We start from the raw sequence: 26,534 nt of genomic DNA on the forward strand, positions 1-26,534 counted from the left end.
CAGCCCGGAGAGGGGGGGTGTCAACTACCTAAACGGGTGGAATATTTTTGTTTGGATTCCCGGGATTTAAAATTATTCCTAGGCTGAACCTGATTCAATAATTTCAAGATTTGCCCGAAGGCACAGGTCGAATTAAAAGCGTTTCAAGGTCAATCAGGAATAATTATTTAAAGGGGGTTTCAGGATGATGAATCAGCGTGTGATACTGGAGGAAAATCCGGCCGGTCAGAACCTATCTGACCGGCCGGATACTATTTTGAAAATACATTAAAGCTTTATCAGGCTTTATCGTATTTAGCAGTCCATTCCGCTGAATTAGGATCATCGCCTTTCTGACCATCCATTTTAATCATGAAGTTCTTCGCAGGGAAGTATGGCGTCATGTGAATATCCAGATAGATACGATCCTTTTGCTGAGGATCCTGTTCGAAACGCATGATCTTGAACGATTCAATCAATTTATCCGGACCGGTTACACTGTCCAGAAATTTGATGATCTGTGAACGAAGATCTTTCTCCGCTTTTGAATTCCAGTTTTCAAATGCACGGCGGTTCAGGAAGTCAATGAGCACCTTGGTGATGTAGTCGAATACACGCACTACAGAATAGGTTTGTAAACCGAGGTTATCTCCGTTGAAAAGTGTCTTCGCGGAGAACGCCATTACTTTACCATATTCATTTACCATTGGAACCAATCCGAGTTTTTCCAGGTTGGCGATTTCACTTTTCTTCAGATCAAAAGCTACACCATCCACCTCATTCATACCACCGTGTTTTTTACCGGCTGTTACCTGAGACATCAATGTAGTATACATTTTACCTGCCAGCGCACCGGAAGGAGGAACGTACAAATCTTCGTCTTCTCCAACATCCTGGAATTTACCGCGACCAACCAGCCAGTTGCAGGCCATCATCACATTCGAACGGTAAACATCACCACCGGTGAGATTAGCCGATTCAAAAAGTTCCATGACATCATCCGGATTATCCAGATGCTGAAAATCGGTTACCAGCATGACTTTGTTTTCATGGGCAAGTTTCGCCCATTTTTCAACCACTTTATTTGAGCCCAGGTAACCGGGTAACAACAAAATAGAGTAGTTGTCACGCAAATCCAGACGGTCGTAATTCGCTTTTAATTCTCCATTGACAGCATCGATGAAACGTGGATTGTCAAGGTCTTTCAGTTGCTCCGGATCGGCATTCATGATCGTGACATTTTTCAATTTGTCACTCTCTGTATTCTTATAAAATAATGCGACTGAGCGATAGGAACGTTCAAGATCACGCGTTGCTTCAACCGATTTGAGAAGGTTTTTCTTCAAAAGAGCTGCAGCGGAATCGGATTTCTGCTGAGCCTGATCAACTGCAGCGGAAATATTATCACTGTTTTGGAGCAAGTCAGCCCAAAGTTGTAGTGATTTTTTAATGGATTCGCGCTCTTGTTTTTTGTCGGATTCAGTAAGGAAGATTTTTTTCCTTGCTTTCCGTTCGGGGTTCATGTTCTGAACTCCGTCAATGACTGCTTCGAGTATATCAAATCCACCGAATTTGGCCAGTTTATTAGAGCTTTCTTCAAGGACTTGTGCCGGGTTCGCTACGCGTTCTCTTTCTTTCGCCTGGCCCTGTGATTGCTGTTGTTGTTGTGATTCTTCCATGTTGTTCTTAATTGGTTGAATAAAATTTAAAATACTAAATCAACGATTGAATTATTTAGCGTCTTCAATTTCCTGGATCAAAGCAAGCAATGCACCTACAAAAGCGCCTTTAGTATCCGGATTTTCAAGGATGGTTTTGAGCGATTTGTTGGATTTCAATTGCTTGATAATCTTCATGTATTGATCCTGCTTCTGATTCAGATCCTGAAGAAATTGGTTTTGGTTGGTAATTCCTTTTGTACCGAAATCCCCAAGATTGGAAAATGATAATGCTTCGTTAGTACTACTGCCATCTTCTTTTTCCAGTTCAACTTCAACCTTTGGCTTAAAATGAGCAAAGACTTCATCAACATTTTTTAAATCATAAACCATTTCAGGTTTTACCGGTGCTTCGTCGGTTAATTTCTCTACAACAAGTGTTCGGTTTTTTGGGATGTCCGCAATTGCCTCGCTGGCATCGGGCCGTATTTCATTGCCCCCAATTCCATAGTTAAACATAGTTTTAAAAGTTTGAGTTTGGAACAAATATACAAGTTTTGAGATTCAATCCAAATCAATTTCATCGTCAGAAAGGCCTTTTCCGGCCTGAATTTCAAGGGAAATTGAATACATAAGCCAATGCTCGGAAAATCTGAGAATTTAGAATATGCAAGGAATCAATAGCTCACCTGCCAGGGAAAGCGATGCCTTGGGTAACATCCAGTTGTTGTTCAAAATTTCTTTCCTTGCAACACATTTCCTCTGAGAGTACCATTTACCTTATATTGAAAGCCTCCATCAACGTCATCTCATCAAAAAAATCATCTAATCATAGTCCGGGTTTGAAAATTTCAGTCTTATGATTAACTTGGTCGCTAATTAAAACTTGGATTCCTTTTCTGATTGACTTCCCCTTCCCGAAGAAAGAAATCGGAGGAATATGTTCATTTATACCTGATTCAATTTAAACTAAAAAATTTTTATGGCTGATGTGATTAATTATTCAGAGGATCTGAAAAAAGCTGTTCGTATTGCACAATCTGTAGCGAAGGAATTTTCCAACCAGAATTTCTCCGCTCCACATTTATTAAAAGCTTTATTGCACAAGGATGTCGGTCTGCAACCGCTGCTCGAGAGCATGGACAAAGACATCTATTTTCTTGAAGAATGGGCAGAAGTTCGACTGGAAACGTTTCCAAAAGCCGGCAAGGTTACCGAGGACCCATCCGGCGATGATAAAATCTCAACCCTGATGGACGAAGCGGATTCTATCCGTTTGAAATTGTCCAAAGATGAAATTGACGCGACCTGCGCTCTTGCTGCATTGAGTATTCCCGGTCTCGGATTTTCTTATGATCAGCTGAAAACATTCCCGATGACGCACCATGAAATCATGACGCGGCTTCTTGAAAATGTTACACTGAAGCAGGCAGTGTCCGGTTCCGGTAATGCCGCAAATGCATCCGGTGGAAATCAGGGCGCAAAAGGTTCCGGATCAGCCTTGCTTAAATACTGTGTCGATAAAACAGAATTGGCCCGCGAAGGAAAAATTGACTCCATTGTCGGCCGCGAACGCGAAACACGTATGGTAGCGGAAATTCTTGGACGTCGTTCTAAACCAAATGTCATCATCTCCGGTGAGCCCGGCGTTGGTAAGACGGCTCTTGTGGATGGATTCGCATTGAGTATCATCAACAATCAGGTGCCTGATAATTTCAAGAACGCGAAAATATTTGAACTTGATTTCGGAGCACTCGTTGCCGGTGCTTCTTACAAAGGAGAAGTAGAAGATCGCTTAAAGAATATTGTCAAGGAAATTAAACAATTTGAAAGAGCAATCTTATTCATCGACGAAATTCATATGTTGCTGGATAAAAATGGCGGAGCCGCCGGTTCTTCCAATATCCTCAAACCTGAACTTGCAAGAGGTGAGCTCACCATTATCGGAGCAACCACGAATGATGAATACAGAAAATTCATTGAAGCCGATGAAGCTTTCAATCGTCGCTTTGAATTATTGCGCATTGAGGAGCCGGATGAAAAGACATGTCGAAAAATGCTGTCGACCATCATTCCTTACTATGAAGAACACCACGGAATAAAATTGGCTCCGGATGCTATCCCGGAAGCCATTAAACTGGCTAAACGTTATATCAAAGAACGTCGCTTGCCTGATGCCGCGATTGATCTCATCGATCGCACAATGGCTGTAGTAAAGATGACCGGAGCAACTTCAAAAGAAGAGGTTGTCGCCTTGCATGCCGGACTGGAAGAACTCCTCGCGAAACGCGAAGAATTAAAACCCGGCGAACTGGGAATGGAATTGAAATGGTTTTATACCCAGGCGAAAAACAGAATCTCCCATGTCCTCTTCAGTCAGCTCGAAGAAGAAAAAGACATTGACAAGTTTGATACGGATGAGGAGATCATCACCTACATCCGCAGTGTATTGCTTCGTTTGCAGGAACTCGCCGAGATCAAAAAAGAAATCGTAGACAAAGGAGATATTGCTTCTGTCGTTGCGCACAAGACCGGCATTCCGATGGGAAAACTTCAATCCCAGGAGAAAGAGAAGTTGATGAATATGGAGGGCATCCTCAAAAGTCGTGTGGTCGGACAAGATCACGCTGTGAAAGCAGTGGCGGAAGCGATCCTCGAATCAAGAAGCGGATTGAGCAAGCCTGGCCAGCCAATCGGTTCATTCTTCCTCCTCGGACCAACAGGAACAGGAAAAACAGAACTTGCTAAATCACTCGCCGAATTTATGTTCATGGATGAGAATTCCCTGATTCGTTTCGATATGAGTGAATTTAAAGAAGAACACTCCGCGGCATTACTTTATGGAGCGCCTCCCGGATATGTAGGGTACGAAGAAGGAGGGATGCTGGTGAATAAAATCAGACAACAACCCTACGCAGTTGTCCTCTTTGATGAAATAGAAAAAGCACATACATCGGTATTCGATCTTTTCCTTCAGATTCTGGACGAAGGAAAACTTCATGACAGATTGGGTAAAGAGGGCGATTTTTCAAATTCTGTAATTCTGTTTACCTCTAACATAGGAAGCGATTTTATTGTCGATAAAATCAACAAAGGACAAATCCCGGGAACGAATGAGATGATGGATATTATGGGCAAATATTTCCGCCCGGAATTTCTTGCCCGTCTTACTGAAATAGTACCCTTCGCTCCAATCTCAGAAGGTATCGTGTTGAACATCTTTAATATTCAGCTCAAGAGTCTTCTGGATCCGCTCACCAAACAAGGTATTGCTTTCACCATGACGGATAAGGCAAGAGAGTTTCTCGCTAAATCAGGCTTTACACCAAAATATGGTGCCCGGCCGATTAAAGGTGTAATCCGCAATCAACTGCGCAGACCAATTTCAAAAATGATTATCTCCGGTCAGGTTGGAAAAGGAGATACCATTACACTTGATATCAATGATCAAAATGAATTGCTTTGGGCGATCAATGGTAAAAGCTGATAGAAACTATAGAGAAAAAAAATGCCCCGCTGTCGGGGCATTTTTTTTGAACTGAAACTATTCAAGAGGCTTTTTCTTTTGACATTCGATCAGGTCTTTCTGTAATTCTTTATTTTCCCTGTCAAGTTTATCATTTTCAAGTTTCGTTACATCGAATTCATTCGCTTTCGGTTTGGCAGTTTTAAATTCAGAATATAAATCAAGAAAAGCTGTTGTTACTGTGGCAAACCTTGAGTACACGCTGTTCTTGAGAATTGAATCTTCGGATACCTTTACAGAAAATTGAGACACCTTTGTATTTGCAGTACCATACTTTGTATCCATTCCCGCAGGATCTTTAATGTTCAAAAGTGTTATGGCGCTCAATACACTATCTGCCATGCTGATATATTTATCATTGGCTTCCAGCTGTTTCTTCAGATTTGCATTTTCATCAATCAAAAGCCGATTGTGTTCCTTTGGATTTGCGAAATCAAAGTAGGTTACCGCGACAACAAGCCCGACTGTAACAAGGAAAAATGCCAGGAAGATGAAAAACTGCTTCATTCTGTCCTGTGAATTCAAAGGTTTCATAGATTCTTCTTAATTTATAACTACAATCAGAAAATTAGTCGGCAAGAAAACTCCAGCCTTTTTGTTTTGGTTTTTCTTCCTCTTTTTTATTCGTCTCCGCTTCGACAATTCGTTCACGAACGAATGAACCTTCTCCTTTTCGTTTGCCGATAAAGTCGAGCTGGCTGAGTTTACCAAAGAGATTGAAAAACATGCTAAGCATGCGATCTGCCGGTACAATACTTTCAGAAATATCCAGATGATTGTATTCAGTGCGAATTACATCCGTCAAAACACTCTCAAATTGTCCGGCACTTACTTCCGACCATTCGCTCAGATAATTAATCAATTCTTCTTTGTCCCGGTCCACCAGGCAATCCAGGGAAGTCTTCATCACATAAGCGAAACGGATAAAATACTCCAGCATATGTACCGGAGGTTGTTCCGCGATGATCCAGCGATAACGACTCAACTCATTTGCAGTAAAGAAAACTACTTTTTCCGCCATGAAATTGAAATTCTGGGTAAGGCTGGTATTCTGACTCTTAGTTTTTATTTTATGAATAATGCTGATTAGTGATTTACTGATTTCGCCAAGCTTATTTCCAAAATCATAATAGTAATCATACAAAAGTGAATGATTACGAACTGAACAACAAGGAGGAATGTAAGAAGTGTCAACGCTGAGACGCCCTGCAGACAAAAGAATTTTGCCTACAGGAATGAAATAATCCGGAATAGAATTGCTGTTTAGCTGATCCCCCGGTAAAATGCTCACACTATAAGCCGGAATCGTATAAGGCATACGTGGAGGCACTTCATCGGTATCCGGTTGTCCAACCGGGATACGTTCGAATGGATTGGCATTGATCAGAACATAAAACGACTTAGCCTTACTTTCGCCGGCATTGAATGAAGCATTCAACTCCTCAAATGTGAAGTGGTATTTTTGTGCAAGATTACTGCTGATTTCAATCCTTGCGCCTGAACGGGTGATGGCGCGACAGGTCAGCAAATCCGCGGAAATAAGTTTGCTCTGATCTACCTGTAATTTTACATCGAGTGATTTATCATTTTCTGTAGCGGCACTGACCAGTCCGTAATTATAATTGTTCAGTCCAACCCCGGCTGCATCACGTACATGATCAACTACCGACAATTCCAATTGCTTGAAATGGTCTTCGTTGATTTTCATCCCGTCGATCCAGTGAACAGGCAGATATTTAATTTCTTGGAACATAGTTTTTAAAATTTCCTGTTTATCGGATTAGGCAACAATGTATCGCTTTGGAGCAATAACTTCATGTTCTTTCATCTGATTTTGTTTCACTGATAAATGCGGATCAAGAATCCTGGATGTTTTCCACCAGGCGTTCGGCTTTACATAGAAAATCCACCCATAGGATTTGCTCATTCCATCCTGGTACTCAATTGGGTTTTCCCGATTCTTGTCATTGTATTCGGTAATATACATGAAGAACAGTTCTCCGAATTGCATATCCAAAGGAGCTTTGAATTTGAAATTGGAAATAGAAGTATCGTTGTATTTTTTAGGAAACTCGAAGCTCAGAATATAACTGTTTGAAAAATCTACAAGATCCAGATCAGGCATCTTAGTATTATCACTGTAGAACCAGAGTTTATACTTGCGTGAGGGAATCTGCATTGCTTTATCAAAAGTCGCGACAAAAAAGAATGGTAAAATAAATACCAGAAAGGCGGGAAGAAACAATGAAATATACTCCGGGTTTTTTCTCAGAATCAGGAATTTTGACAGTAGGAAAAAAAAGATCATACTGCACAACACAACACCAAGCGTGAATGAGAATTTTTTAAGGAAGATCATGTTTTCATTCCACTCCAATCGCGTATTGATATAATAAACATGAAAAATCGCGAAGCAAAGGGTAGTGAATTGTAATAAAACAAAAAGTTTGGAAGCCTCACCAATTCCCCCCAGGAGGATGAATCCGGGCAATGAACAAACAAAACTCAGCAGGATCAAATACCAGATGAATCGTTTGTTTGTGGAATTATTGATTCTCCCAACCGCACCCATCCCTGGTTTCGGGACCGAGCCTGCTGATTGTCCAAATAAACTCATTTCAACAAAAATTTAATAATTTAATGGCTAAAAGTAATACATTTATGAAAAGGGGTCAAATTATATAGTTCTCTAATAATCAGTTTATTAGCAAATATTTGCTTTTTTTGGATACGGATTAGAGTTATTTCAAATCAAATTGTCCTGCATTCAATTTTAACCGTTCATTCATAATTCAGCAGAGCATGTGATTCAATTGGAAATGTATGAATCATACAATTCAACCATATTGGATTCAGGAGCAAGAAAATTTGGACTCTGATAAGACTCTCAATCTGTTAACTTTTGTGACATTGTATGTTTGCATTTTCTTTATGGTGTAATTAAATAAATTCACCGACAATCTCCATGCGTTTACCGCCTTTGTGAATTCGTTGAGCCAAAAACAATGAATATTTCATTTAACAGACTAAATTTTTAGATAGCTTGCGCGTTAATTAATCTGCTGCGTCACGACCCCTGTTGGTCATAATCATGAATTTTGTGATTTCAAAGTATTCATGCAATTCATGAATCTGTGTATTAAGAAATGAATCATTTGTTTACTGTACGTATTCCTGTTTTTTGGACAGTGGTAGCTGTGGTGATTACAGCAATCCTGAGTTATTATTTTGTGAATACCATTTCCAATTCACACCGTCCCGTTCAGGTCACTTCGAACAACCCGATCCAGGTGAATTGTAATGAAATTAAATTTCACAGGAATCAACATTTCAATCTCATTCATCCACTTCTGTTTTCAGAAATAAGCGCTGAAGATGATTCGCTGATGGCAATCAAAAATGAAATTTCCCGATTCATCAATGATGAAAAAACTGCCGGAAGAGTTCAGGATGTTTCTGTTTATTTCAGAAGAATGGATACTCCTTCCTGGTTTGGAATTAATCAGGAAGAAGAGTATATTCTCGCCAGCTTGTTCAAGGTTCCAGTGATGGTCGGTATTCTGATGCAGGCGGATCGTGATCCTCGGTTCATGGATAAAGGTGTCTTTTACAAAGAGTATCCAAAAGAAGTGTTCAACCAAAATGTTCCGCCATTACCCGGAGGACATTTCTATCCCATCCGGACTCTGCTGGAAAGTATGGTTTCCAGATCTGATAACAATGCTTATGATCTTCTCTGGAAGAATATGGATAAAGCGGATTTCGATCAGTTCCTCGAAGACTTAAAATTGAAACCCTTTCATGTTACCGATACTGGCGAGTACAAATTAAATGTGATGGATTACAGCAAAATTTTTCGTGTCCTCTACAATGCAGGGTATTTAAGTCCGAAAAACAGCGAATTCGCATTGAAACTTTTGTCAAAAAGTGATTTCCAGGAAGGATTTATTACCCACATTGATAAGAAAGTCGTGGTTCCAAGAAAATTTGGATATCGTGTAAATTCAACCGAAGGAGATCTGAGTGAATTCGGTATCTTCTATGTGAATGACCATCCTTATCTGCTTGGGGTGATGACCCGTGGACTGGAATACAAAAATCTGAATAACATTCTCTCCTCAATTTCAAATATGGTTTATCAGAGAATGAAAGTTAGCCCCGCGAGTTAACAATTATATTTTCTTGGTTCTTTTTAGAGGTGCCCTTTAATTAGTGATTTCCTTTTTTCTTCTTGCACTCCATTCTACGTAAGTAATTGCAAGAATCAGCCAGGACAATCCCAATAAATATCCTCCTGCAACATCGCTCAAATAATGTACGCAGAGATAAATGCGACTGAATCCGATTCCGAAAATCAGGAATATTCCTGCAAGGAATGCATAAGACCGCATTTTTATACTCCGTTCACTTCGAATATACAGATAAGTAAGATACCCGTAAAACGCGACGGCAATGGTGGAATGACCGCTTGGGAATGAGAAGGAACCTTCAGCATAATATGCAAATTCGTCTGGCCTGTTTACCTTATAGATGTTTTTCCCCAGAACGATGGTTACTGCGCTCCCCAGAACAGTGAACAAAAGCGGAACAAGGTAATTGTACAACTTATAGTAAATAAAAATAATTGTGAGAGCCATAGTTAAACAAACTATCGTTATTTCATTCGCGATTTGTGTAAAAAGGAAAATTGATTTGGCTAAAAAATCCGTTCGAACTGAATAAAATAATCTGGCTACAAGTGAGTCAATGAGGGTTAAGCCCTGACTGTTCATCAGCTTTTCTGTGAGCTTAAATAGTAGTAATATATTCAATATAAAAACCACTGCAATAGCGCTCAGTGGTAATCCTTGAAAATGTAAAATCGAAAAACGATCCAGGATAAATTTCCAGGATTTTGGAAATTTTCTTTGCATATTGATTGCAATTCGGCTTCCCAGTAACTGGTCTCGAAGTCTGAAAAGGAATTTAATCAATCGATCCGCCATACTTTAATCTTTAAGAATAGGAATTAAGAAATTTGTTTTTGGGGATTCAGGCAGGAGGTTGAATTCTGTAATATTTCTGATTTTGATGGAAAAATTAAGCCTTTTACCCCGGATTTTATTGTGATTTTTATCATGCATTCTCACCATAATTTTAGTAAAATTGCATCTCCTAACCTAAAAAAAATCTACACATGAAAAAAGGGAATATTTTATTTCTTTCAATGTCTATCGCCGGTCTGGTGATGAGTACGCAATCATTCGCACAGGATAAGAAAGAAGAAACAGAAAAAACTGTAGCACCTGCAAAGGAAGAAATTGTCTGGAAAGAACGTTCAGATTTTCATAAAGTAATGTCAACCACATTTCATCCTATGGAAGATGGTGATTTTAAACCGATCCGTGAAAGAGTAGGGGAAATGGTAGCTAAGGCGGAAGCATGGGCCAAATCCGAAGCACCGAAAGGAATGGACAAGCCGGAAATCAAAGAGAAGTTACAACAACTGGTGAAAGAATCAGGTGAACTCAGAGATATGATCGTAGCGAAAGCAACAGATGCTGACGTGAAAACAAAATTAACGGCTTTACACGAAACCTTTCATCAGATTGCGGGGTTGTGTAAACCGGGAATGTAATCCTTTGTTTTTTCGATTAGCAGAAGCAGTATTCATTGAATAATAAAACAAGGCCTTTGAATTTTCAAAGGCCTTGTTTTATTTATGAATATCAATAGTTTTATTTCTATAGTCTCACTTTTCTGAACTTTATGGTTTTGCAAAAGCAGGATTGGAAAGAAAGTCATAATCCGTAAGTGTTTTCAAAAAAGCAATCATATCATCCATATCTTGTTGACTGAGCCGGCCTTTTTGAATCGCCTGCAGATTTGGATCCAGGTTTGCTGTGTAATGAAAATCGGTGTTGTAATGATTCAAGACCTCCTGCAATGTTTGGAAACGACCATCGTGCATGTACGGAGCTGTTACTTCAATATTTCGAAGACTTGGAGTTTTAAACTTCCCCATATCAGTACTTCTTAACGTTATCCTTGCCCGGCCACTGTCAGCAGAAATAGAATCCAGACCATTATTTCTGTATTCAAAATCTGTAAAAGTGCTTCCAAGGATATGGCAATGGTTACAATCACCTTTTGCCGGATCGGCAAAAAGGTTCATTCCTCTTGTTTCAGTTGCAGTGAGCGTAGCCTGCCCCAATTGATATTTATCATACTTTGAATTCGCGGAAAGCATGGTTCGTTCAAATTGTGCTATAGCCTTCATCACAAGTGGTGTGGTAACCGTAGATGTGCCGAATGCAACCTGGAATAAAGGGGGATAAACGGAGCTATTATTCAATTCAGAGATGCAGTTCGTAAGTTCCTCATGCATTTCTACCGGATTTTGTATCGGGCCGATTACCTGAGACTCAAGATCCGCAGCTCCTCCATCCCAGAAGAATCCATTTGCATAGCCAAGGTTAAACAATGGCATGGCGTTCCTTGTTCCCGGTACATGATCGATGCCGATACTGTACTGCAGCGTACTGTCAGCAAACCCATACGACTGCCGATGGCAGGAAGCACAGGACATCGTGTTATCACCAGAAAGGAGAGGGTCGTAAAACAGCTTCCTGCCTAATGCGATGCCCTCTACAGTCGTTGGATTGTCTGCAGGGATATTCATAGCCGGAAGCCCGGGTGGAATTGGTATGTGAATATGCGTATGCCCGTCACCGGTGGTCACAACCGGATCCTCGGTTTTGTCCTTCGTGCATCCGAAAAAAATAATGAGAAAAGAAGTAATACTGAACAGGATCTTTTTCATCTTCCTTTTTTATTCAATGTGATCAATCGAAAAAGATTGCGGGAAATTACCAAAGAGATCACTCATCCAGGGCCTGTCGTCAACCGAAGTGGATTGATGGTAATTGTTGTTATTGAAATCCACTGTAACCGGATTGGAGTACAACTGATTCAGGTTGAATTTCAAAAATACTTTTCGTGAATTACCATTGATCTCCAGATTAGTCAATGGAAGATCAACGGTCACCAAAACATTATCTGTGCCGTAATGGTACAGCAAGGAAGTATCACTTCCGGCAGTGGTTCTGAAGATTCCTTCATGTTTGAAAAAGATATACCCTGTATTCCAGGTCCAGATCATGCCATTAATCGGATCCAGATCACCTTCCTGTGCACCTGTATGATTTCGGGCGGTATCGATACCCAGATAAAAGCGCATTCGGGTATAAATGCCGTTAGGAATTCCGGATGCTGATATATGACAGGTAGTATCGATCGCGGCATTGATCAGGTCATAATTGTGTAGATTGTATTCCGTACTGTCTGCTTTAATCAGGGTAACATTTGTGAGATAGTACTTCAGCAAATCAACCTGGTACAAATTTCCGGCTGCATTCGTATAGATTTGTTGACCAAGTTGAATCGGTTGGCCATCCACTTCGTTACTGACATTGATCCGTAAACTACCTGTAGTTGAAACAGGCTCCGGTGAATCATCAACAGGGTCTTTCTTACAGGACGAAAAAAAGAGAATGGTTGCCAGCAGGCTGATTCCTGTCAGCTTCATCAGTATACTTTTGTACATTTTTCGGGTATTTCTGCTTGAATACAAATATAGGAAATTTAGGTGGATTTTAAGACGAGAAGTGATGCTCTCAGGCTGGTTTTTTCGCTGAATTCACAATTTGCAACTGACCTACATCATCATTGGCATTGACTGGAGTCATACGGAGACCGTTCGATGAAGCGCTAACTTTGTTATAAGTTAAATACCGGGAATCAATTTTGAATTCCGGTGTTTTCGATGAATGAATTGCATTCGGAAATAAACATTATTAAATTATGCCTACGCTCAATGAAAGAAGTCTGATCGGTCACAAGGAATTTCCGGCGGTATCTATTATCCTGCCATCACATCCTCAGACTCCTAAATCAAAATTGGATCGTGAATATCTCAACAGTCTTTTGTCGCAGGCGGAAGCACAACTGCTGACTCAATACAGCAGAATAAAGACAGAAAACCTGATGGATAAATTGCATCATGCAGTGAATACCATCAAACCAAATGAGATATCGAAAGGTTTAGCGATTTATGTTTCGGATACAATTGAAAAAGTCATTCACCTTCCATTTTCTGTTACCGAAAAAGTGATCGTCGACAGTTCATTCGAGATCCGGGATCTGCTGATGGCGGCAAAAATGAACAGGAATTATCTTGTTCTGATTATTTCTCAAAATAAAGTGAAATCATTCTTTGGCTATGGTTCTCACCTTATACCGGTTCACTTTGAAGGAATGCCGGATAATGTAAAGGATGTTTCAAATGAACACAGCTTTCCTGGTTGGGATTATCTGGATGCTCATGCCTATGAAGAGAAAAACATCCACAATTATCTCCGCTTTATCGACGATGTAATTGAGCAGGAAACCAAAGGCACCAACGATCCTGTCATTGTGATGGGAGATATTAAACTCATCGGTTTTCTGAAACACCACACACGAAATGCCAAAAAAATCATTGGTTTTGTAGAGGGGAATTATGAGCACGCTGATTTTAATGAAATCCGGACCAGGATAAGACCCTATTTCGATACCTTTGAAGGAAAGGAACAGGATTCAGCTTTCGAACTGTTGCAAATCGCGGTAAATTCAACAACTTATTCCGCAGGGATCTCTGAAGTATGGCGGGCAGCTGCTGAAGCGAAAGGAAGATTACTACTGGTAGAAAGAGATTACAAACAGTCAGCACGATTTGGTGATGATAGTTATTCAATACTCATTGACAAAGAAGTTGAAAGATCAAGGAGTAAAATTGTGGATGCTGTTGATGATATAATTGAAATGGTTTTGCTCAATCACGGGGATGTGGTATTTGTTGAAAATGGAAAGCTGACTTCCTTCCAGCGGATTGCATTGATCAATCGATATTGAGGAAGGAAGGAATCTGAATGTAGGATGACTTGGTTGTTGGAGAATAATATATAGAATTTAGGATTTCCTGATCATAGTTTAAATTCGTTCTAACCTTAGCAAACTCAAAGTCATGAAAAATGTACTTGTGCCAACTGATTTTTCCGGCAATGCAATGCATGCCATTCGATTTGCAATGGAATTTTGTCGCAAACAAAATTCAAAGGTTGTACTTTTTCATAGTTTCATAATTCCGGTTTACGCAACTGATATTCCTGTTTTTCCTCAGGCAGATGAAGAATTGCGCAAGGTTTCTGAAGAAGCGATTCAAAAATTGGTTTCTCAACTCAAATCAGAAAATCCTGGCGTTGAAATAGAATCACTGGTGACTCAAGGCTATGCGGAGGATGAAATTGTGGAAGCAGCTACTACTAAACATGCAGATCTTATCATTATGGGTACCCAGGGTGCTTCCGGATTGCGTGAAGCTTTGGTGGGGACCATCACCGCTTCCGTCATGGAAAATGGCCCTTGTCCTGTCATTGCTGTTCCGGAAGGAGCGTCAGTTGCTGCTTTCAGTAAAATCGTGTATGCGACCAGCTACGCTGAAGGAGATTTTCAACATGTGGAGGAAATCATTGACTTTGCCAGACCTTTTAACGCTGAAGTTGTTATTCTGCACATTTCTTCCGGTGAAATTGAAGCTACCTACGAATACGAATCTATCGAACGCTTCAAAGAGAGAATAGCCGAAGACAGTAAGTACGATAAAATTTCATTCCACCTTCTCGAAAACAAAAGTGTATACGAAGGCCTGAATAAATATCTGGATGAAGTAAACGCTGACCTGGTCGCCATGACCATGCACAAACGTTCTTTTGTACAAAAAATGTTCAACCGGTCCATCACCAGGAAAATGGCTTACCATACCCATATTCCGCTAATCGCTTTCAAAACCAACGAGCCTTTGTGAGTATCTGGTTCCTGAAAGTATTGTAATCATCTCAGAAGATATTGCACCGATCGTTTTGATATCCCGATCTCAAAAGGTAATTTTCTTCTCAAATTCTTTCCCAATGAAAAAACTATTTTCAATCCTGCTGGTTTCAGTTTGCTTCTGCAGCTTCAGTCAGGCCCAGGACCTGGCCTCTTTACGCGAAAAAATTGACGGAATTGCCGGAGAGCATTTGAAGAAAACGGATGGAATAGGTTTTGCCATTGTTATTTACAACAAAGGTCAGAAGGATTATTTTTATTATGGGATCAACGACCCTGGTACACGTGAACGTGCTGATTCATCTACCGTATTCGAAATTGGCCCGATTACAGAATCATTCACAGCTATAACATTTGCCGCTTTGACAGTGAAAGGGAACATTGGTCTGGATGATCAATTACAGAACTATCTGCCTGTTGATGTACCTGCTCCGGTTTATCAAAAAATAGTCTGTAGCCCGATGAAGGATCCTGAAAATCCATATGGAGTAGGGCAGGAAGGCACGAAGAAATTTACACCCTATGTTTGCCTGCCCGATGCATCGGAAAAACCTCAGCCAATTCTATTGTGCTATCTCGCGACACATACCAGCGGATTACCTGCCTATCCAAGTAACCTGAAATCTCCAATGGGTAAAAACGATCCGTATGTGAATTATTCAAAAAGTGATTTGTATTCTTTTTTAAAAAATTACCGACTGCTTGAGCCTGTCGGTTACGATTACCTTCATTCCCCGCTTGGAATTTCAATCCTTGGTCATGCGATTGCCTTGCATGAAAAGGATTCGTATGAAAATTTGGTTACAAAAAATCTGCTTTCTCCTCTCGGTATGAATCAGACTACCATCAACATTTCTGAAGAGGCGAAGTTTCATTTTATCAATGGATACAATGCTACAGGTAAAAAAGTTGCTCACTGGAATTATGATATCCTTGCTCCATCAGGCGCTTTTCATTCAACTCCTGCGGATATGATGCGTTTTCTGGAGGCGAATTTGTCAACCGGTAAATCTCCAATTCACGACATTCTGGATTTTACCCACAACCCTCGTATCCGCCTGAATACAAGTAATGGTAATCAGCAGGAAATTGCGTTGGGATGGAAAATCAGTCCACTTGGAATTGAAGAAAATAAGATAGTCTGGCAAGGCGGCCTCACAGGTGGTTTTGCATCTTATATTGGTTTTGTTGAAACCTCACACACCGGTGTAGTCATTTTATCCAATTGCTCGGTTCCCCTTGAAGACATGGGGCAAGCGATTCTCAAAGCGATTAATTAAAAAATGATAGAGCAATTTTTCCCAGCTTGAATTAAAACCGATTCTTCACATCTTCAAGAAAGTAAATTTGTGGGGTGGAATTAAATTACCACTTCTTGCTTTGGATTTGCAAACTTCCAAATACCGCATTTGTTTCCAGTCGTACACACGGCATTCCTTCTTTATAGGCTGAAGTTGTATAAATAGAGGTTCCAAATCCTGCTTTGTTTCTGTCTGGCGCCTGTATGCTACCAAACACGACATTCATCTCTATCCGCATCGGAATGCTGTCGTTGATGATTAGTTTGCCAGATCCGAAAACAACATTCATTTCAAGCTTCTGATCGCTGGTAGGCATTTGCATTTTAAACAAGTCGACTCTGCTGCTGCCAAATACCACATTATATTCTTTTTTGGTGCCATCGTCATCGATGTTCGCCTCATTAAATACAATATTGTTACTACCCCAGCTCCTGTTGAAACCTCCTGCAATTACTTTTACTCCCCAATAAATGAGAAGAATTCCAAAGAATACACGGAGGAAAGGGAAATGTATATCAAATACTTCACGGAGTATGATCGATAAACCGATCAATATAATTACTACACCCCAAAATACTGCTGAAGAAACAAAGCTCATGGTTCGGAGATTAGACATGTTCAGGAATTGATGGAAATAAAATTAGCAATTAATCTCAAATTCAGGAAGAATACGATGAAAAATTAAAGCTATGTAAGTGAAGAGATTCTCTATGACGTTTTCGCCGCTTATTAACCGATGGATTCACTTATTTTCTTTGGCTTTTTTCCGGAAGTACTTTTTGAAAAGAAAGTTGCTCTGAAGTGCCTTCATGTTTTCATTAAAATTCGCTGAACTTGAATCCAGATTCGCCAAAGTTTTTTTGAGATGTTCAGCAGCTACCGGATCGTTCAATAAAGTACCTGCAGGACCTTCACCGGAATTGATTTTTGCAACGGCAGTGTTAAGTTCAGATGTAATTTTGTTCAGATTTATACTCGACTGCTCAATTTCGGTCAGCGACCGATGGAAACTCAGGGAAAGATTGCTGCTGTCATTAATCAGACCTCCCAGTGTACCATGCCCTTCCTGCACACCTTTCACGACTGAGGATAATTCACCCGTGAAACTTTCCAGGTTCTGACTGATGTCTTCAATGTTTGTAAGTGTCTTTTTCAGACTGAATGCAAGAGTGGTATCCATCAGCACAGTATACAAAGTACCTCTGCTTTTGTTGATATTCCCGGTCAGAATCCTCAGATCCTCGGAAATGATGGAAACATTATCGTTGGTCTGGTTCAATGTTCTGAGCATTTGTTCTGTATCTATCCCTTTGATGGAGGGGAGAGTGGCTCCATCTGTAATAGTGGGCGCATTCGGAGTACCAGGATCTATATTGACAAGTTTGTTTCCCATCAATCCGTCGGTTCCAATACTTGTATAGGAATTCGTGCGGATGAAATTTAGAAGGTTTTCCTGTACACTCATGGTTACCCTTACGGAAGTATCGTTGATGATTTCCATTTTGTCTACTGTTCCGACATCAATCCCCCCGAAACGAACATTGTTTCCGATTTGTAATCCGCTGATATTGTAAAAAACTGAATGCACGATTATGTTTTTACCGAATAAATTTCTGTTGCTTCCGATCAGGTACAATCCGATAATCAGCAGGATTAATCCGCTGATAACGAAAAGACCGAGTCGAATACGATTAGAGGTTTCTTTCTCCATAAAAAACTGCACCTTAAATTTTGTCCAATGATTTCCTGTTCATTATTTACTGTAGTGTAATGTATTTTGTTCCGACTTATTCAAAAAATGCCTTCACTCTCAGGTCGGTATTTTTATACAATTCATCAAATGTTCCCTCCGCGTAACAGATTCCATCGATCATTACCGCCATCCTGTCCGCGGTCATCCTCGCGCAATTCATATCATGTGAAATGATGATGGATGAGGTATGGTATTTCAGTTGCATACTCAACATGAGGTTGCTGATTTCCTTGGCTGTAATTGGATCCAGTCCGGTTGTCGGTTCATCATACAACATGATTTCTGGTTTTAATACCAGGGATCTGGCCAGTCCGATTCTTTTTCTCATTCCACCTGATAATTCCGAAGGCATGAGGTTTAATGCATGATACAGTCCAACGTTATCCAGAGTTTCTTTGACAAGATCGTGAATTTCCGGCTTGCTCAGTTTTTTTCCATGTCTTCGCAATGCAAATTCAAGATTTTCGCCTACAGTCATACTGTCGTACAAGGCACTGCTCTGAAAAACAAATCCAATCTTGGCCCGCAGTTCATCCAGCTGCTTTTGATTGAGTTTATTTACCTCACCTCCATAAACCTGAATGGAGCCACCTTCGTATTTTAAAAGGCCTACTATACATTTTATTAAAACAGATTTACCACATCCGGAACGTCCCAATACAACCACATTTTCCCCCTTATGTAAGGTGAGATTAAAATCTTTTAAAACTTCGTTTTCCCCGAAGGATTTTACCAGGTGACTGATCTTTATAATCGGTTCCTGTATCACATGGCTCGCCTTGGCTTCTAATAAGGTGTTTATGTTGTTCTCTACAGTCATTTAGATCAGCCCTAAGAATTCTGTAATTTGAACGGCAATTAAATCAATGATAAAAATGAGCAAAGAGGCCACAACCACTGCGGAGTTAGCTGATTTACCCACGCCCTCTGTTCCTTTCCTTGAAAAATAACCTTTGAAACATCCAATCAGTCCGATAGCAAATCCGAAGAAAAAGGATTTGATGAATGATGGCATCACATCCGAATATTCAAGAGATTCAAATATCTGATGAAAGTATAGTGTGAAACTAACAGCGCCTTTCATCTTAACAGCAAGGAATGCTCCGTACAAGGCTATGGCATCACCAATGATGACCAATACAGGTATCATCAATGTTGTAGCGATAATTCTGCTGGAGACGATGTATTTGAATGGATTTGTTCCCGACACTTCCATCGCGTCGATTTGTTCGGTAACTCTCATTGAACCCAGTTCCGCTCCGATACTGGAACCAATTTTTCCGGCACAAATCAGAGCTGTGATTACTGGTCCTATTTCACGAATGATCGAAATTCCGACCATTGCCGGTAGCCATGACTCGGCACCAAATTCAACAAGTGTTGGCCTGGATTGCAAAGCGAGAACCAGCCCAATGATGAAAGTGGTTACTCCAACCAATCCAAGAGATTTGTTCCCGATTTGGTAACATTGTCGGATAATCTCTTTGAATTCATATGGAGGAAATAATACTTCTCTGAAAAAACGCGCAGCAAATGCGCTGATATCACCGGCTTCCTTAAAAAATGCTTTTACCTTCACCGGGAATATAGAAAATGGGTCTTTGGGTGAAACAGATGCATTCTTATGAGGCATACTCTTAAAAGTATTATATCCAAAAATACGGTTTAATCCTGATACTCCTAATGAGAGGTATCACCGTTCTTTCTGAGGATAATCATATTGTCTGATTTTCCGGAATAGCATTAAATTTTTGTATTGTTGTGTGGCATTTAATTTGAGGCAAATCCAGAGCCTGAAAATTGAATGTTATAAAATGAGTGAAAAATCAGGCAAAAGCGTTAAAAGTAAATTCCTTTCTGTCCTTGGACCGGGCCTGATCACAGGTGCCAGCGACGACGATCCTTCCGGAATTGCGACCTATTCACAAGCCGGGGCCGCTTTTGGTTTGTCCACGCTGTGGACAGCCTGGATGGTTTTCCCAATGGTTTCTTCTGTTCAGGAAATGTGCGCTAGAATCGGATTGGTCACAAGCCATGGACTTGCAGGTACGCTGAAAAGGAATTATCCAAGAATGATCGTGTATCTTATGATCATCTTTAGCTTCCCGGCCATAACGCTGAATATTGGTGCGGATATAGCAGGAATGGGTGCGGTGATGAACTTGCTGATTCCTTCCGTTCATGCCGGAATATTCTCTCTTTTCTTTACAATTTTTTTAATGGCGATGATTATTTATTTGCCCTACCGCAAAATAGCGAGGGTTATGAAATGGCTTTGCCTCACTCTGTTGTGTTATGTGATTGTCCCGTTTTTATCGGATCTTGACTGGAAGGTGATACTTCGAAGTACGGTGATTCCGGAGATTCACATGAATAAGGAATTCATTGGAATTCTCGTAGGAATTCTTGGGACAACAATTTCACCCTATTGTTTTTTCTGGCAGGCGAGCATGGAAGTGGAGGAGGTTTTACAAAAAAAAATAATTGTGGATAAAAAAATCCTCTCTGACATGAGATTGGACATCGATTTCGGAATGTTGTTTTCTAATGTTGTGATGTACTTTATTATTCTGACTTCCGGTGTGATTTTGTATTCAGGAGGGATTCATCAAATTGATACCGTTGATCAGGCAGCGCTTGCTTTGAGACCACTTGCAGGAAAATTGACTTACCTGCTTTTTGCACTCGGAATGCTGGGTACAGGTTTTCTGGCCATTCCGGTTTTGGCAGGCTCATTATCTTATATTATTTCTGAATCTTTCGGATGGGAAGAAGGGCTCAATAAAAAATTTCATGAAGCGAAAGGGTTCTACATGGTGATCATCATATCGTTGCTGGTTGCCTTGTCCATTAATTTTATTGGAATCAGCCCGGTTCAATCCTTAATCTACACCGCGATCCTTTATGGAATTACTGCACCAGTCCTGATTGCAATGATTCTGCATATTTGTAATAATAAGAAAATCATGGGTGAGTTTACCAATACAAAACGCTCAAATATTCTCGGTGCCATTACCCTGATTATTATGACTACCGCTGCGGTAACATTACTTTATTTCCAATTTGCAGGATAAAAAAGATCCGCCTTACATTTAATTTCCCGATCAAATCCTGAAAATTCTCTGAATTTTATTGCCAGCTTGGTGATAATTGTCACAATTCAGATCGTTGCCACGTGATAACTTTGGATCACAAAAAAATATTTTCTATGAAAAAGAACATGGGTACTGCCGATCGCGCGATTCGCGTAATCATTGCATTAATCGTTGCAGGTTTATATGCCGCCGGTACAATTACAGGAACTCTTGCTATTGTCCTGTTAGTATTAGCAGTTGTATTTCTGCTGACAAGTTTTGTGTCCTTTTGTCCCCTGTACACCCTCTTCGGTTTGAGTACAAAAAAGAAAGAGTAGTTCCTTCTCCGGATAATTCAGTATTAATTTCTTCTGAAAAATAAGGTGGCTACTATCTCTGAAGCAATTCTGAGAATGAGTATGCTGTATTGTTGCTTTTTGGGTAGCGGATAAGGAATGCTTTTATTCATCTTTTCCAAAAAGAAAAGACATTTGTGAAAAATTATAAGTAAGTCCAAGTACGATTCTGCAACTACTGCGAAGTTCATTCTGACTTGTTTCTTCAGAGACTGGTATTTGGAATAACATGTTCAGACCTATGTTTTTGAAATAAACATCAAGTCCGGCACCACTCATTATTTCCTGCACTTTTGTTCCTTCCTGGTATAGGTTAGAAATATACTCACCACCACTATGTTCGAAATAAGTTTGAATGGCAGGAATTAAAATCCAATTCCCTTTTTTGATTTTGTAAAATATGTTTGCTTGTGAAGAAATTGAGTTTCCGATTTTTTCACCAAAGGAATTGCTGTTGTTCAGCTTATACATTCCGTAAATACTTAATCCTGCATTTTTATAGCCGGCTATGTAATTTAAATAAGTGAAATAATCGGTACTACCTGTTCCGGGTTGCATCATTAAGTGTATGCGTTGCGATTCCTCATTGGTGATTGTAGATGAACCGGTCTCTAATTTTATTCCCAAACCTGTAATTAAACGCTGTTGAATCAAGTGGTCATCCATTCTTTGAATTGCATGGTATCCCGCGAACAAATTAAGATCTCCGGTACCACTTATTTTCATTGAAGTGCTTCCTGATCGATGGCTGTTCATCAGATAGGGGAGAACGGCGTTTAGTTCAATACGGCGATGGATAAAGTATTTTCCCCTGATTTCAACACTCCTGTAAATTTCAAAATCTTTCGTGGAATTACTGCTGATTCCCGTATGTCCTGCATGATCTATGCTTGTTCCTGGTTGACCAACACGAAGAGATCCATCGGGAAATAAACTTCTTGGCTCGCTCTGGCCCGGATATCCGCTGTAGCTTTTGTATTTGTATACAACGCCGATGGTACTTTGATTGTCGTATGGAGTGATACCCATAAAACAACCACACATCTCACATGCGAAAACCTGTGATTGCAAAAAGATAGATAGAAATATCCCTACCAAAAGGGATTGAAAAACCAATTTCATACTGTCAGTTCTGTTCTTCCTTTTCAATACGTTCAGAACCAACAGCCCCGGTTTTGCTGAATTTGTTGATGATTGATTTTACTTTGTCGAACAATTCATCAACCCAGGAATAAATCTTGCGTTCCAGATTGGTTTCTGTTTTGAAAATAAAACGTTGAAGCACGAGAGACAATCCAACCGCGATTCCGTTTTTCAGAAATTCGTTTTTGTTAATTTTTATTCCGGTAATCGATGCCAAGGCATTTATCGCCATGTTTTCCGGACGGAATTGATTTCTTACCTCACGCAATTGCTTGCGTAAATCTTCCTCCTGGTTTTTTGCCAGAGTTTCAAGACGGGAAATCTCTGCCTGTAGCTGTTCGCGTGTCTCAATCTTTTTCATGGTCCTTGAAAAAATTCCGGATAATAGAATTCGTTACTGGATTTTCAATCCAACGTTCTTTATTCAACGCAAGCAAAACGAAGACAAGGAGATAAAATCCCGCCACAATCAAAAATCCGGAAAATGCTCTTCCGATCCATTCTGAAAGAGCAAAAGCAACAGCAATGCTGACGAAGGCAAGAATGGCGAAGAACAACACCATTAGTATAATTCCGGAGGCCATACTTCCGGCCATTTTACTTCCCTTGTCTATCGCTTTTAGCTTGCTGATTTCACTACGCGTTTCTATATACTCTTTCGCGCTATCAACAAGTTCTTCAATTTCCTGCTTTTCCTCGTTTAACATAAGCTGCGAATTCAGATTAATTCTTCGGCTTCAGCTTCCACTCTTGATTTCATATCAGAAGCTGTTTTCATCGTTTGGCGAAATTTGTCTTTAGCCTTGTCACCCAGATCCCGAGCTGTATCTTTGATCTTTTTTCTTGTTTCACTTCCTTTATCAGGTGCGAGCAATACACCAATAGCAGCTCCTAGTGCAACTCCTCCAACCAATGCTAACAATATTTTTGAAGTGTTTTTCATGACAGTGAATTTTAAGATTCTTCTACAAAAATACTCCATTTTCATGAATTAAGGTCATGACGCCTATCATTTAACATTATGAGAATTTGCATTCAATCAGATACAGAAGAAAATATTTGATTAACTTGAGAACATCCATTTCTCTAAGATATGACATTTTTAACAACCCTTACTCCAAACTGAGATATTACTTTCAATCCGGTAAAGTCAGCAATGGTATGTGTGTATGAAATGCGAGAGACCGGGTATGACTTCTTTCAAAAAGATACTCCAGGAAATTATGTTTCCTGGGTAGCATTACAAGAATGTCGCTTTCAGTTTTGGCGATAAAATCATTAATAGCATCTCCCACATTCGTCATTTCTTTGAAATGATACTGGTGGTTGGTATTGATAAAACTTCTTTCCAGCTGATCGATAATTGATTCCCGTTTGTGAATATTCTCTTTTGTCAGAACAGTTAGAATGTCTATACAACTGTTAAATTGATTTGCCATCTGGAAGAGAACTTTCAAATGCGACTGCGAATGAATAGCTGAACCATCGCTTGCCAAAAGGATCTTTTTGGGAATACGAAATGGAGCATTTTCAGGTATCACCAACATTGGAATTGCTGACTGATTGATCATTCCTGTGGTAATGCTTCCAAGAATCTTTTCCCTGATTTTCCCTACTCCTCGCATTCCCATTACGATAAGGTCGGCATGAATAAAATTTGAGTAATGGTTAATTTCCTGTAAAGTGAAACCATTTTGAGATATAAAGGTGACAGGACCGCATTCTGGTCGTAGTTCTCTGAGCCTGCTGGTCATCTGTTTAAGCATGGAATCCGAATTCTCTTTCAATTCATCAGGAGTAATGATTATCTCAAGAGGAAGAGACTTCAATGGATTTGGAATGTGATACACATTCAACAAATGAACAATCGCGTTTCCTGCTTTTGCCAGGTCGATCGCATACAAAGCCGCATTAAATGAACTTTCTGAAAAATCAACAGGTACTAAAATTGTTTTCATAATCATTAAATATGTATCTGAAAGGTACTGCAACAATAGCTGGTATTGAATGACATGCGTCAGTTGACTTCAATTCGTATTATTACATCCGACTGTTTCATTCAAAACATTTGGAAAATTTCTATAGTTGTGAAGCAAGAAAAGTTGGCAGTAGATGACATTCGTTCTCCTGATTTGGACCTTCGTCATTGTTTTTCCCGATTATCCTGTTTAATTTTATAATTTAAATTCAAGATCATGAAACTAATCATTTGCCCCACTGATTTTTCATTATCAGCCACGAATGCTATTCGTTATGCATGTGGTTTAGCTGGTGAATTCAATTCCCGAATTATCCTTGTCCATACATTTGATTCAACAGTAATGTATTCGGAGGTCGTGATGACGGCTGTTCAGTATGCCGATGATCAGTTGAGATTATCTGCGGAAAAGAAATTGAACACTTTAATGAAGAAGTTGTCAAAGGAATTTAAAAAGCTAAGCTTTGAAATCCGCGTAGTGCAAGGATTGTCTCATGAAAAAATTGTTGATCTCGCTCAGGAACTTAATGCTGATATGATCATCCTTGGTACAACCGGATCATCCAAACTGGAAAGAATGTTGATAGGAAGTACCACCGCACGGGTGATTCGTGATGCACATTGCCCGGTACTTTGCATTCCAAAAAATGCGGAGTATTCATCTATTAAGAAAATTGTTTTTTCTACCGATCTTCATGAAGATAACATCAAAGCCGCAATGATGATTACACCGTTTGCGTCAAAATTCAAAGCGGAAATAATATTTCTTTTTGTGGATGATAAACACATACTTCATGCGGAAGAAGCTGTTGAAAAAATGACCGCTAAAATCAGGAAGATGGTTAAATACCCGTCTTTATCCGGATATATTTCTAAAAACACAAAAGTTGCAAAGGGAATAGAATATTTTCTTTCAAAGAAGCCGGCGGACATCCTTGTTATGTTTACACACCCGGTTCATTTTCCGTTTACTATGTTTCATAGCAGCATGACAAATCTGATGTCGCACCAGACAAAAATTCCATTACTAGCGCTGAAGCACGAAGATCGACCAATTATGGAAGCAGTTTGATTAAGTACATTTTTTCAGAGATTATTTTGCATTCAGATAATTTTCTTTTTCTTACCAAAGATTTATTTTACAATTTTATTTAGCTGGCTTAACATAATCCCGTTTCGGGTTGGGATTATTTTAATGAGAGAAGAGGAGGCGTTTTTTTTACTTCATTAATTTCAAAAAAAAATAGTCTTAAATAACAAATATCATTGCCATTTGTTTTTTTTGTTTTATCACAGGAAACGAAGTGATTGCTGTCATTGGTGTCTGGAACTCGTTCATGGTAAATTTGTATTGTTATTTTAGTAATCGTTAATAATACAAAAACCAAAGGCCATGACACTCATTAAAAAAAGTCTTGTTGACATGCCTGCCTACCGTTCTCTGCTTTCTGATTTCTTTGACACAGAGAATTTGAATTTTGATACCATTCTTCGTAAAGAATGGTTACCTCCTGTAAATGTTCTCGATAACGAGAAGTTTTATCAAATTGAAGTTGCTGCTCCCGGACTGAAAAAGGAAGATTTTAAAATCAAAATTGAAGATGGGATTTTAACAATTTCGGCAGAAACTAAATTAGAAAAAGAAGAAAAGGAAAAGAATTTCACCCGAAAGGAATTCAATTATTCTTCTTTCCTGCGTTCTTTTACCCTTCCTGAAAATGTCATCGAAAGCGACATCAAAGCGCAATATGTTGATGGTGTGCTTCGCCTTAATCTTGCGAAAAAAGCGTTGCACGTATCCAAAGCAAAAGAAATTGCTGTGATGTAAGCTTTTTGTGCTGAATGGAGGTTCGGTTCATC

27 protein-coding genes are annotated in these 26,534 nt (G+C 39.7%); 10 read left to right on the plus strand and 17 right to left on the minus strand.

The annotated features are described in order from the left end of the window. Positions 1-278: 278 nt before the first annotated feature. The gene (locus IPP86_10380; GenBank protein ID MBL0138921.1) at positions 279-1,658 is read right to left on the minus strand and encodes a DUF5458 family protein; all 1,380 of its coding nucleotides are present in this window, start codon (positions 1,656-1,658) and stop codon (positions 279-281) included. Positions 1,659-1,709: 51 nt separating this feature from the next. After that, entirely contained in the window at positions 1,710-2,156 is a 447-nt protein-coding gene (locus tag IPP86_10385; protein MBL0138922.1) for a type VI secretion system contractile sheath small subunit, read from the minus strand. A gap of 463 nt (positions 2,157-2,619) precedes the next feature. Here IPP86_10385 and IPP86_10390 point away from each other — a divergent pair, with 463 nt between their 5' ends. Beyond that, positions 2,620-5,124, plus strand: a complete 2,505-nt coding sequence (locus IPP86_10390) for an ATP-dependent Clp protease ATP-binding subunit (GenBank protein MBL0138923.1) — start codon at positions 2,620-2,622, stop codon at positions 5,122-5,124. Positions 5,125-5,181: 57 nt separating this feature from the next. Here the strand turns inward: IPP86_10390 and IPP86_10395 are convergent, their stop codons facing one another. From IPP86_10395 to IPP86_10405, 3 genes are read right to left on the minus strand one after another with little or no spacing between them, the layout of a single operon-like run. Then, positions 5,182-5,697, minus strand: a complete 516-nt coding sequence (locus IPP86_10395) for a hypothetical protein (GenBank protein ID MBL0138924.1) — start codon at positions 5,695-5,697, stop codon at positions 5,182-5,184. A gap of 34 nt (positions 5,698-5,731) precedes the next feature. Next, entirely contained in the window at positions 5,732-6,916 is a 1,185-nt protein-coding gene (locus IPP86_10400; GenBank protein MBL0138925.1) for a hypothetical protein, read from the minus strand. Positions 6,917-6,943: 27 nt separating this feature from the next. Then, positions 6,944-7,780 carry a hypothetical protein gene (locus tag IPP86_10405; GenBank protein ID MBL0138926.1) on the minus strand — a complete coding sequence of 279 codons (837 nt, stop codon included), beginning with the start codon at positions 7,778-7,780 and terminating at the stop codon, positions 6,944-6,946. A gap of 529 nt (positions 7,781-8,309) precedes the next feature. On the opposite strand from IPP86_10405, the gene IPP86_10410 reads away from it, so the two are divergent. After that, positions 8,310-9,332, plus strand: coding sequence for a serine hydrolase (locus IPP86_10410; protein MBL0138927.1), 1,023 nt, complete (start codon positions 8,310-8,312; stop codon positions 9,330-9,332). A 36-nt stretch (positions 9,333-9,368) separates the two neighbouring features. On the opposite strand, the gene IPP86_10415 is transcribed toward IPP86_10410, so the two are convergent. After that, positions 9,369-10,076 carry a phosphatase PAP2 family protein gene (locus IPP86_10415; GenBank protein ID MBL0138928.1) on the minus strand — a complete coding sequence of 236 codons (708 nt, stop codon included), beginning with the start codon at positions 10,074-10,076 and terminating at the stop codon, positions 9,369-9,371. A 263-nt stretch (positions 10,077-10,339) separates the two neighbouring features. Here IPP86_10415 and IPP86_10420 point away from each other — a divergent pair, with 263 nt between their 5' ends. Next, on the plus strand, positions 10,340-10,780 hold the full coding sequence (locus IPP86_10420; GenBank protein MBL0138929.1) for a hypothetical protein: 441 nt from the start codon (positions 10,340-10,342) through the stop codon (positions 10,778-10,780). Between the two features lie 129 nt (positions 10,781-10,909). On the opposite strand, the gene IPP86_10425 is transcribed toward IPP86_10420, so the two are convergent. Together IPP86_10425 and IPP86_10430 are read right to left on the minus strand one after the other, a co-directional pair. Then, complete coding sequence (locus IPP86_10425) at positions 10,910-11,965, minus strand: c-type cytochrome (GenBank protein MBL0138930.1); 1,056 nt, start codon at positions 11,963-11,965, stop codon at positions 10,910-10,912. Positions 11,966-11,974: 9 nt separating this feature from the next. After that, entirely contained in the window at positions 11,975-12,748 is a 774-nt protein-coding gene (locus IPP86_10430; protein MBL0138931.1) for a hypothetical protein, read from the minus strand. A 257-nt stretch (positions 12,749-13,005) separates the two neighbouring features. On the opposite strand from IPP86_10430, the gene IPP86_10435 reads away from it, so the two are divergent. The 3 genes from IPP86_10435 (at position 13,006) to IPP86_10445 (ending at position 16,349) form a co-directional block, all read left to right on the plus strand. Beyond that, positions 13,006-14,094: a hypothetical protein gene (locus IPP86_10435; GenBank protein MBL0138932.1), complete on the plus strand. Its 1,089-nt coding sequence runs from the start codon at positions 13,006-13,008 to the stop codon at positions 14,092-14,094. Between the two features lie 112 nt (positions 14,095-14,206). Then, positions 14,207-15,046, plus strand: a complete 840-nt coding sequence (locus tag IPP86_10440; GenBank protein ID MBL0138933.1) for a universal stress protein — start codon at positions 14,207-14,209, stop codon at positions 15,044-15,046. A gap of 103 nt (positions 15,047-15,149) precedes the next feature. Then, on the plus strand, positions 15,150-16,349 hold the full coding sequence (locus IPP86_10445) for a serine hydrolase (GenBank protein MBL0138934.1): 1,200 nt from the start codon (positions 15,150-15,152) through the stop codon (positions 16,347-16,349). Positions 16,350-16,434: 85 nt separating this feature from the next. Here the strand turns inward: IPP86_10445 and IPP86_10450 are convergent, their stop codons facing one another. From IPP86_10450 to IPP86_10465, 4 genes are all read right to left on the minus strand, one after another. Further along, positions 16,435-16,986, minus strand: a complete 552-nt coding sequence (locus tag IPP86_10450) for a hypothetical protein (protein MBL0138935.1) — start codon at positions 16,984-16,986, stop codon at positions 16,435-16,437. Positions 16,987-17,112: 126 nt separating this feature from the next. Next, complete coding sequence (locus tag IPP86_10455) at positions 17,113-18,081, minus strand: MCE family protein (GenBank protein MBL0138936.1); 969 nt, start codon at positions 18,079-18,081, stop codon at positions 17,113-17,115. A gap of 76 nt (positions 18,082-18,157) precedes the next feature. Next, positions 18,158-18,943 carry an ATP-binding cassette domain-containing protein gene (locus IPP86_10460; GenBank protein ID MBL0138937.1) on the minus strand — a complete coding sequence of 262 codons (786 nt, stop codon included), beginning with the start codon at positions 18,941-18,943 and terminating at the stop codon, positions 18,158-18,160. Beyond that, on the minus strand, positions 18,944-19,756 hold the full coding sequence (locus tag IPP86_10465; protein MBL0138938.1) for an ABC transporter permease: 813 nt from the start codon (positions 19,754-19,756) through the stop codon (positions 18,944-18,946). 181 nt (positions 19,757-19,937) lie between these two features. Here IPP86_10465 and IPP86_10470 point away from each other — a divergent pair, with 181 nt between their 5' ends. Together IPP86_10470 and IPP86_10475 are read left to right on the plus strand one after the other, a co-directional pair. After that, positions 19,938-21,197, plus strand: coding sequence for a divalent metal cation transporter (locus IPP86_10470; protein MBL0138939.1), 1,260 nt, complete (start codon positions 19,938-19,940; stop codon positions 21,195-21,197). 134 nt (positions 21,198-21,331) lie between these two features. After that, positions 21,332-21,535 (plus strand): DUF2892 domain-containing protein, encoded by a 204-nt coding sequence (locus tag IPP86_10475; GenBank protein MBL0138940.1) that lies wholly within the window; start codon positions 21,332-21,334, stop codon positions 21,533-21,535. A 123-nt stretch (positions 21,536-21,658) separates the two neighbouring features. On the opposite strand, the gene IPP86_10480 is transcribed toward IPP86_10475, so the two are convergent. The 5 genes from IPP86_10480 to IPP86_10500 all read right to left on the minus strand — a co-directional run bounded on the left by IPP86_10480 (position 21,659) and on the right by IPP86_10500 (position 24,654). Then, the gene (locus tag IPP86_10480) at positions 21,659-22,675 is read right to left on the minus strand and encodes a hypothetical protein (GenBank protein ID MBL0138941.1); all 1,017 of its coding nucleotides are present in this window, start codon (positions 22,673-22,675) and stop codon (positions 21,659-21,661) included. A 4-nt stretch (positions 22,676-22,679) separates the two neighbouring features. Then, on the minus strand, positions 22,680-23,057 hold the full coding sequence (locus IPP86_10485; protein MBL0138942.1) for a hypothetical protein: 378 nt from the start codon (positions 23,055-23,057) through the stop codon (positions 22,680-22,682). Next, a complete protein-coding gene (locus IPP86_10490; protein ID MBL0138943.1) occupies positions 23,044-23,403 on the minus strand; it encodes a phage holin family protein in 360 nt (119 codons plus the stop codon). Before IPP86_10490 ends, IPP86_10485 begins: the two co-directional genes overlap by 14 nt. 11 nt (positions 23,404-23,414) lie before the next feature. After that, a complete protein-coding gene (locus IPP86_10495) occupies positions 23,415-23,639 on the minus strand; it encodes a YtxH domain-containing protein (protein ID MBL0138944.1) in 225 nt (74 codons plus the stop codon). 193 nt (positions 23,640-23,832) lie between these two features. Next, complete coding sequence (locus IPP86_10500) at positions 23,833-24,654, minus strand: universal stress protein (protein ID MBL0138945.1); 822 nt, start codon at positions 24,652-24,654, stop codon at positions 23,833-23,835. 237 nt (positions 24,655-24,891) lie between these two features. Here IPP86_10500 and IPP86_10505 point away from each other — a divergent pair, with 237 nt between their 5' ends. Together IPP86_10505 and IPP86_10510 are read left to right on the plus strand one after the other, a co-directional pair. Continuing rightward, the gene (locus IPP86_10505; protein MBL0138946.1) at positions 24,892-25,746 is read left to right on the plus strand and encodes a universal stress protein; all 855 of its coding nucleotides are present in this window, start codon (positions 24,892-24,894) and stop codon (positions 25,744-25,746) included. A 321-nt stretch (positions 25,747-26,067) separates the two neighbouring features. Continuing rightward, positions 26,068-26,502: an Hsp20/alpha crystallin family protein gene (locus IPP86_10510; protein ID MBL0138947.1), complete on the plus strand. Its 435-nt coding sequence runs from the start codon at positions 26,068-26,070 to the stop codon at positions 26,500-26,502. Positions 26,503-26,534 lie beyond the last annotated feature (32 nt).

The organism is Bacteroidota bacterium (genome assembly GCA_016720935.1).
Taxonomy (GTDB): Bacteria; Bacteroidota; Bacteroidia; order AKYH767-A; family 2013-40CM-41-45; genus JADKJP01.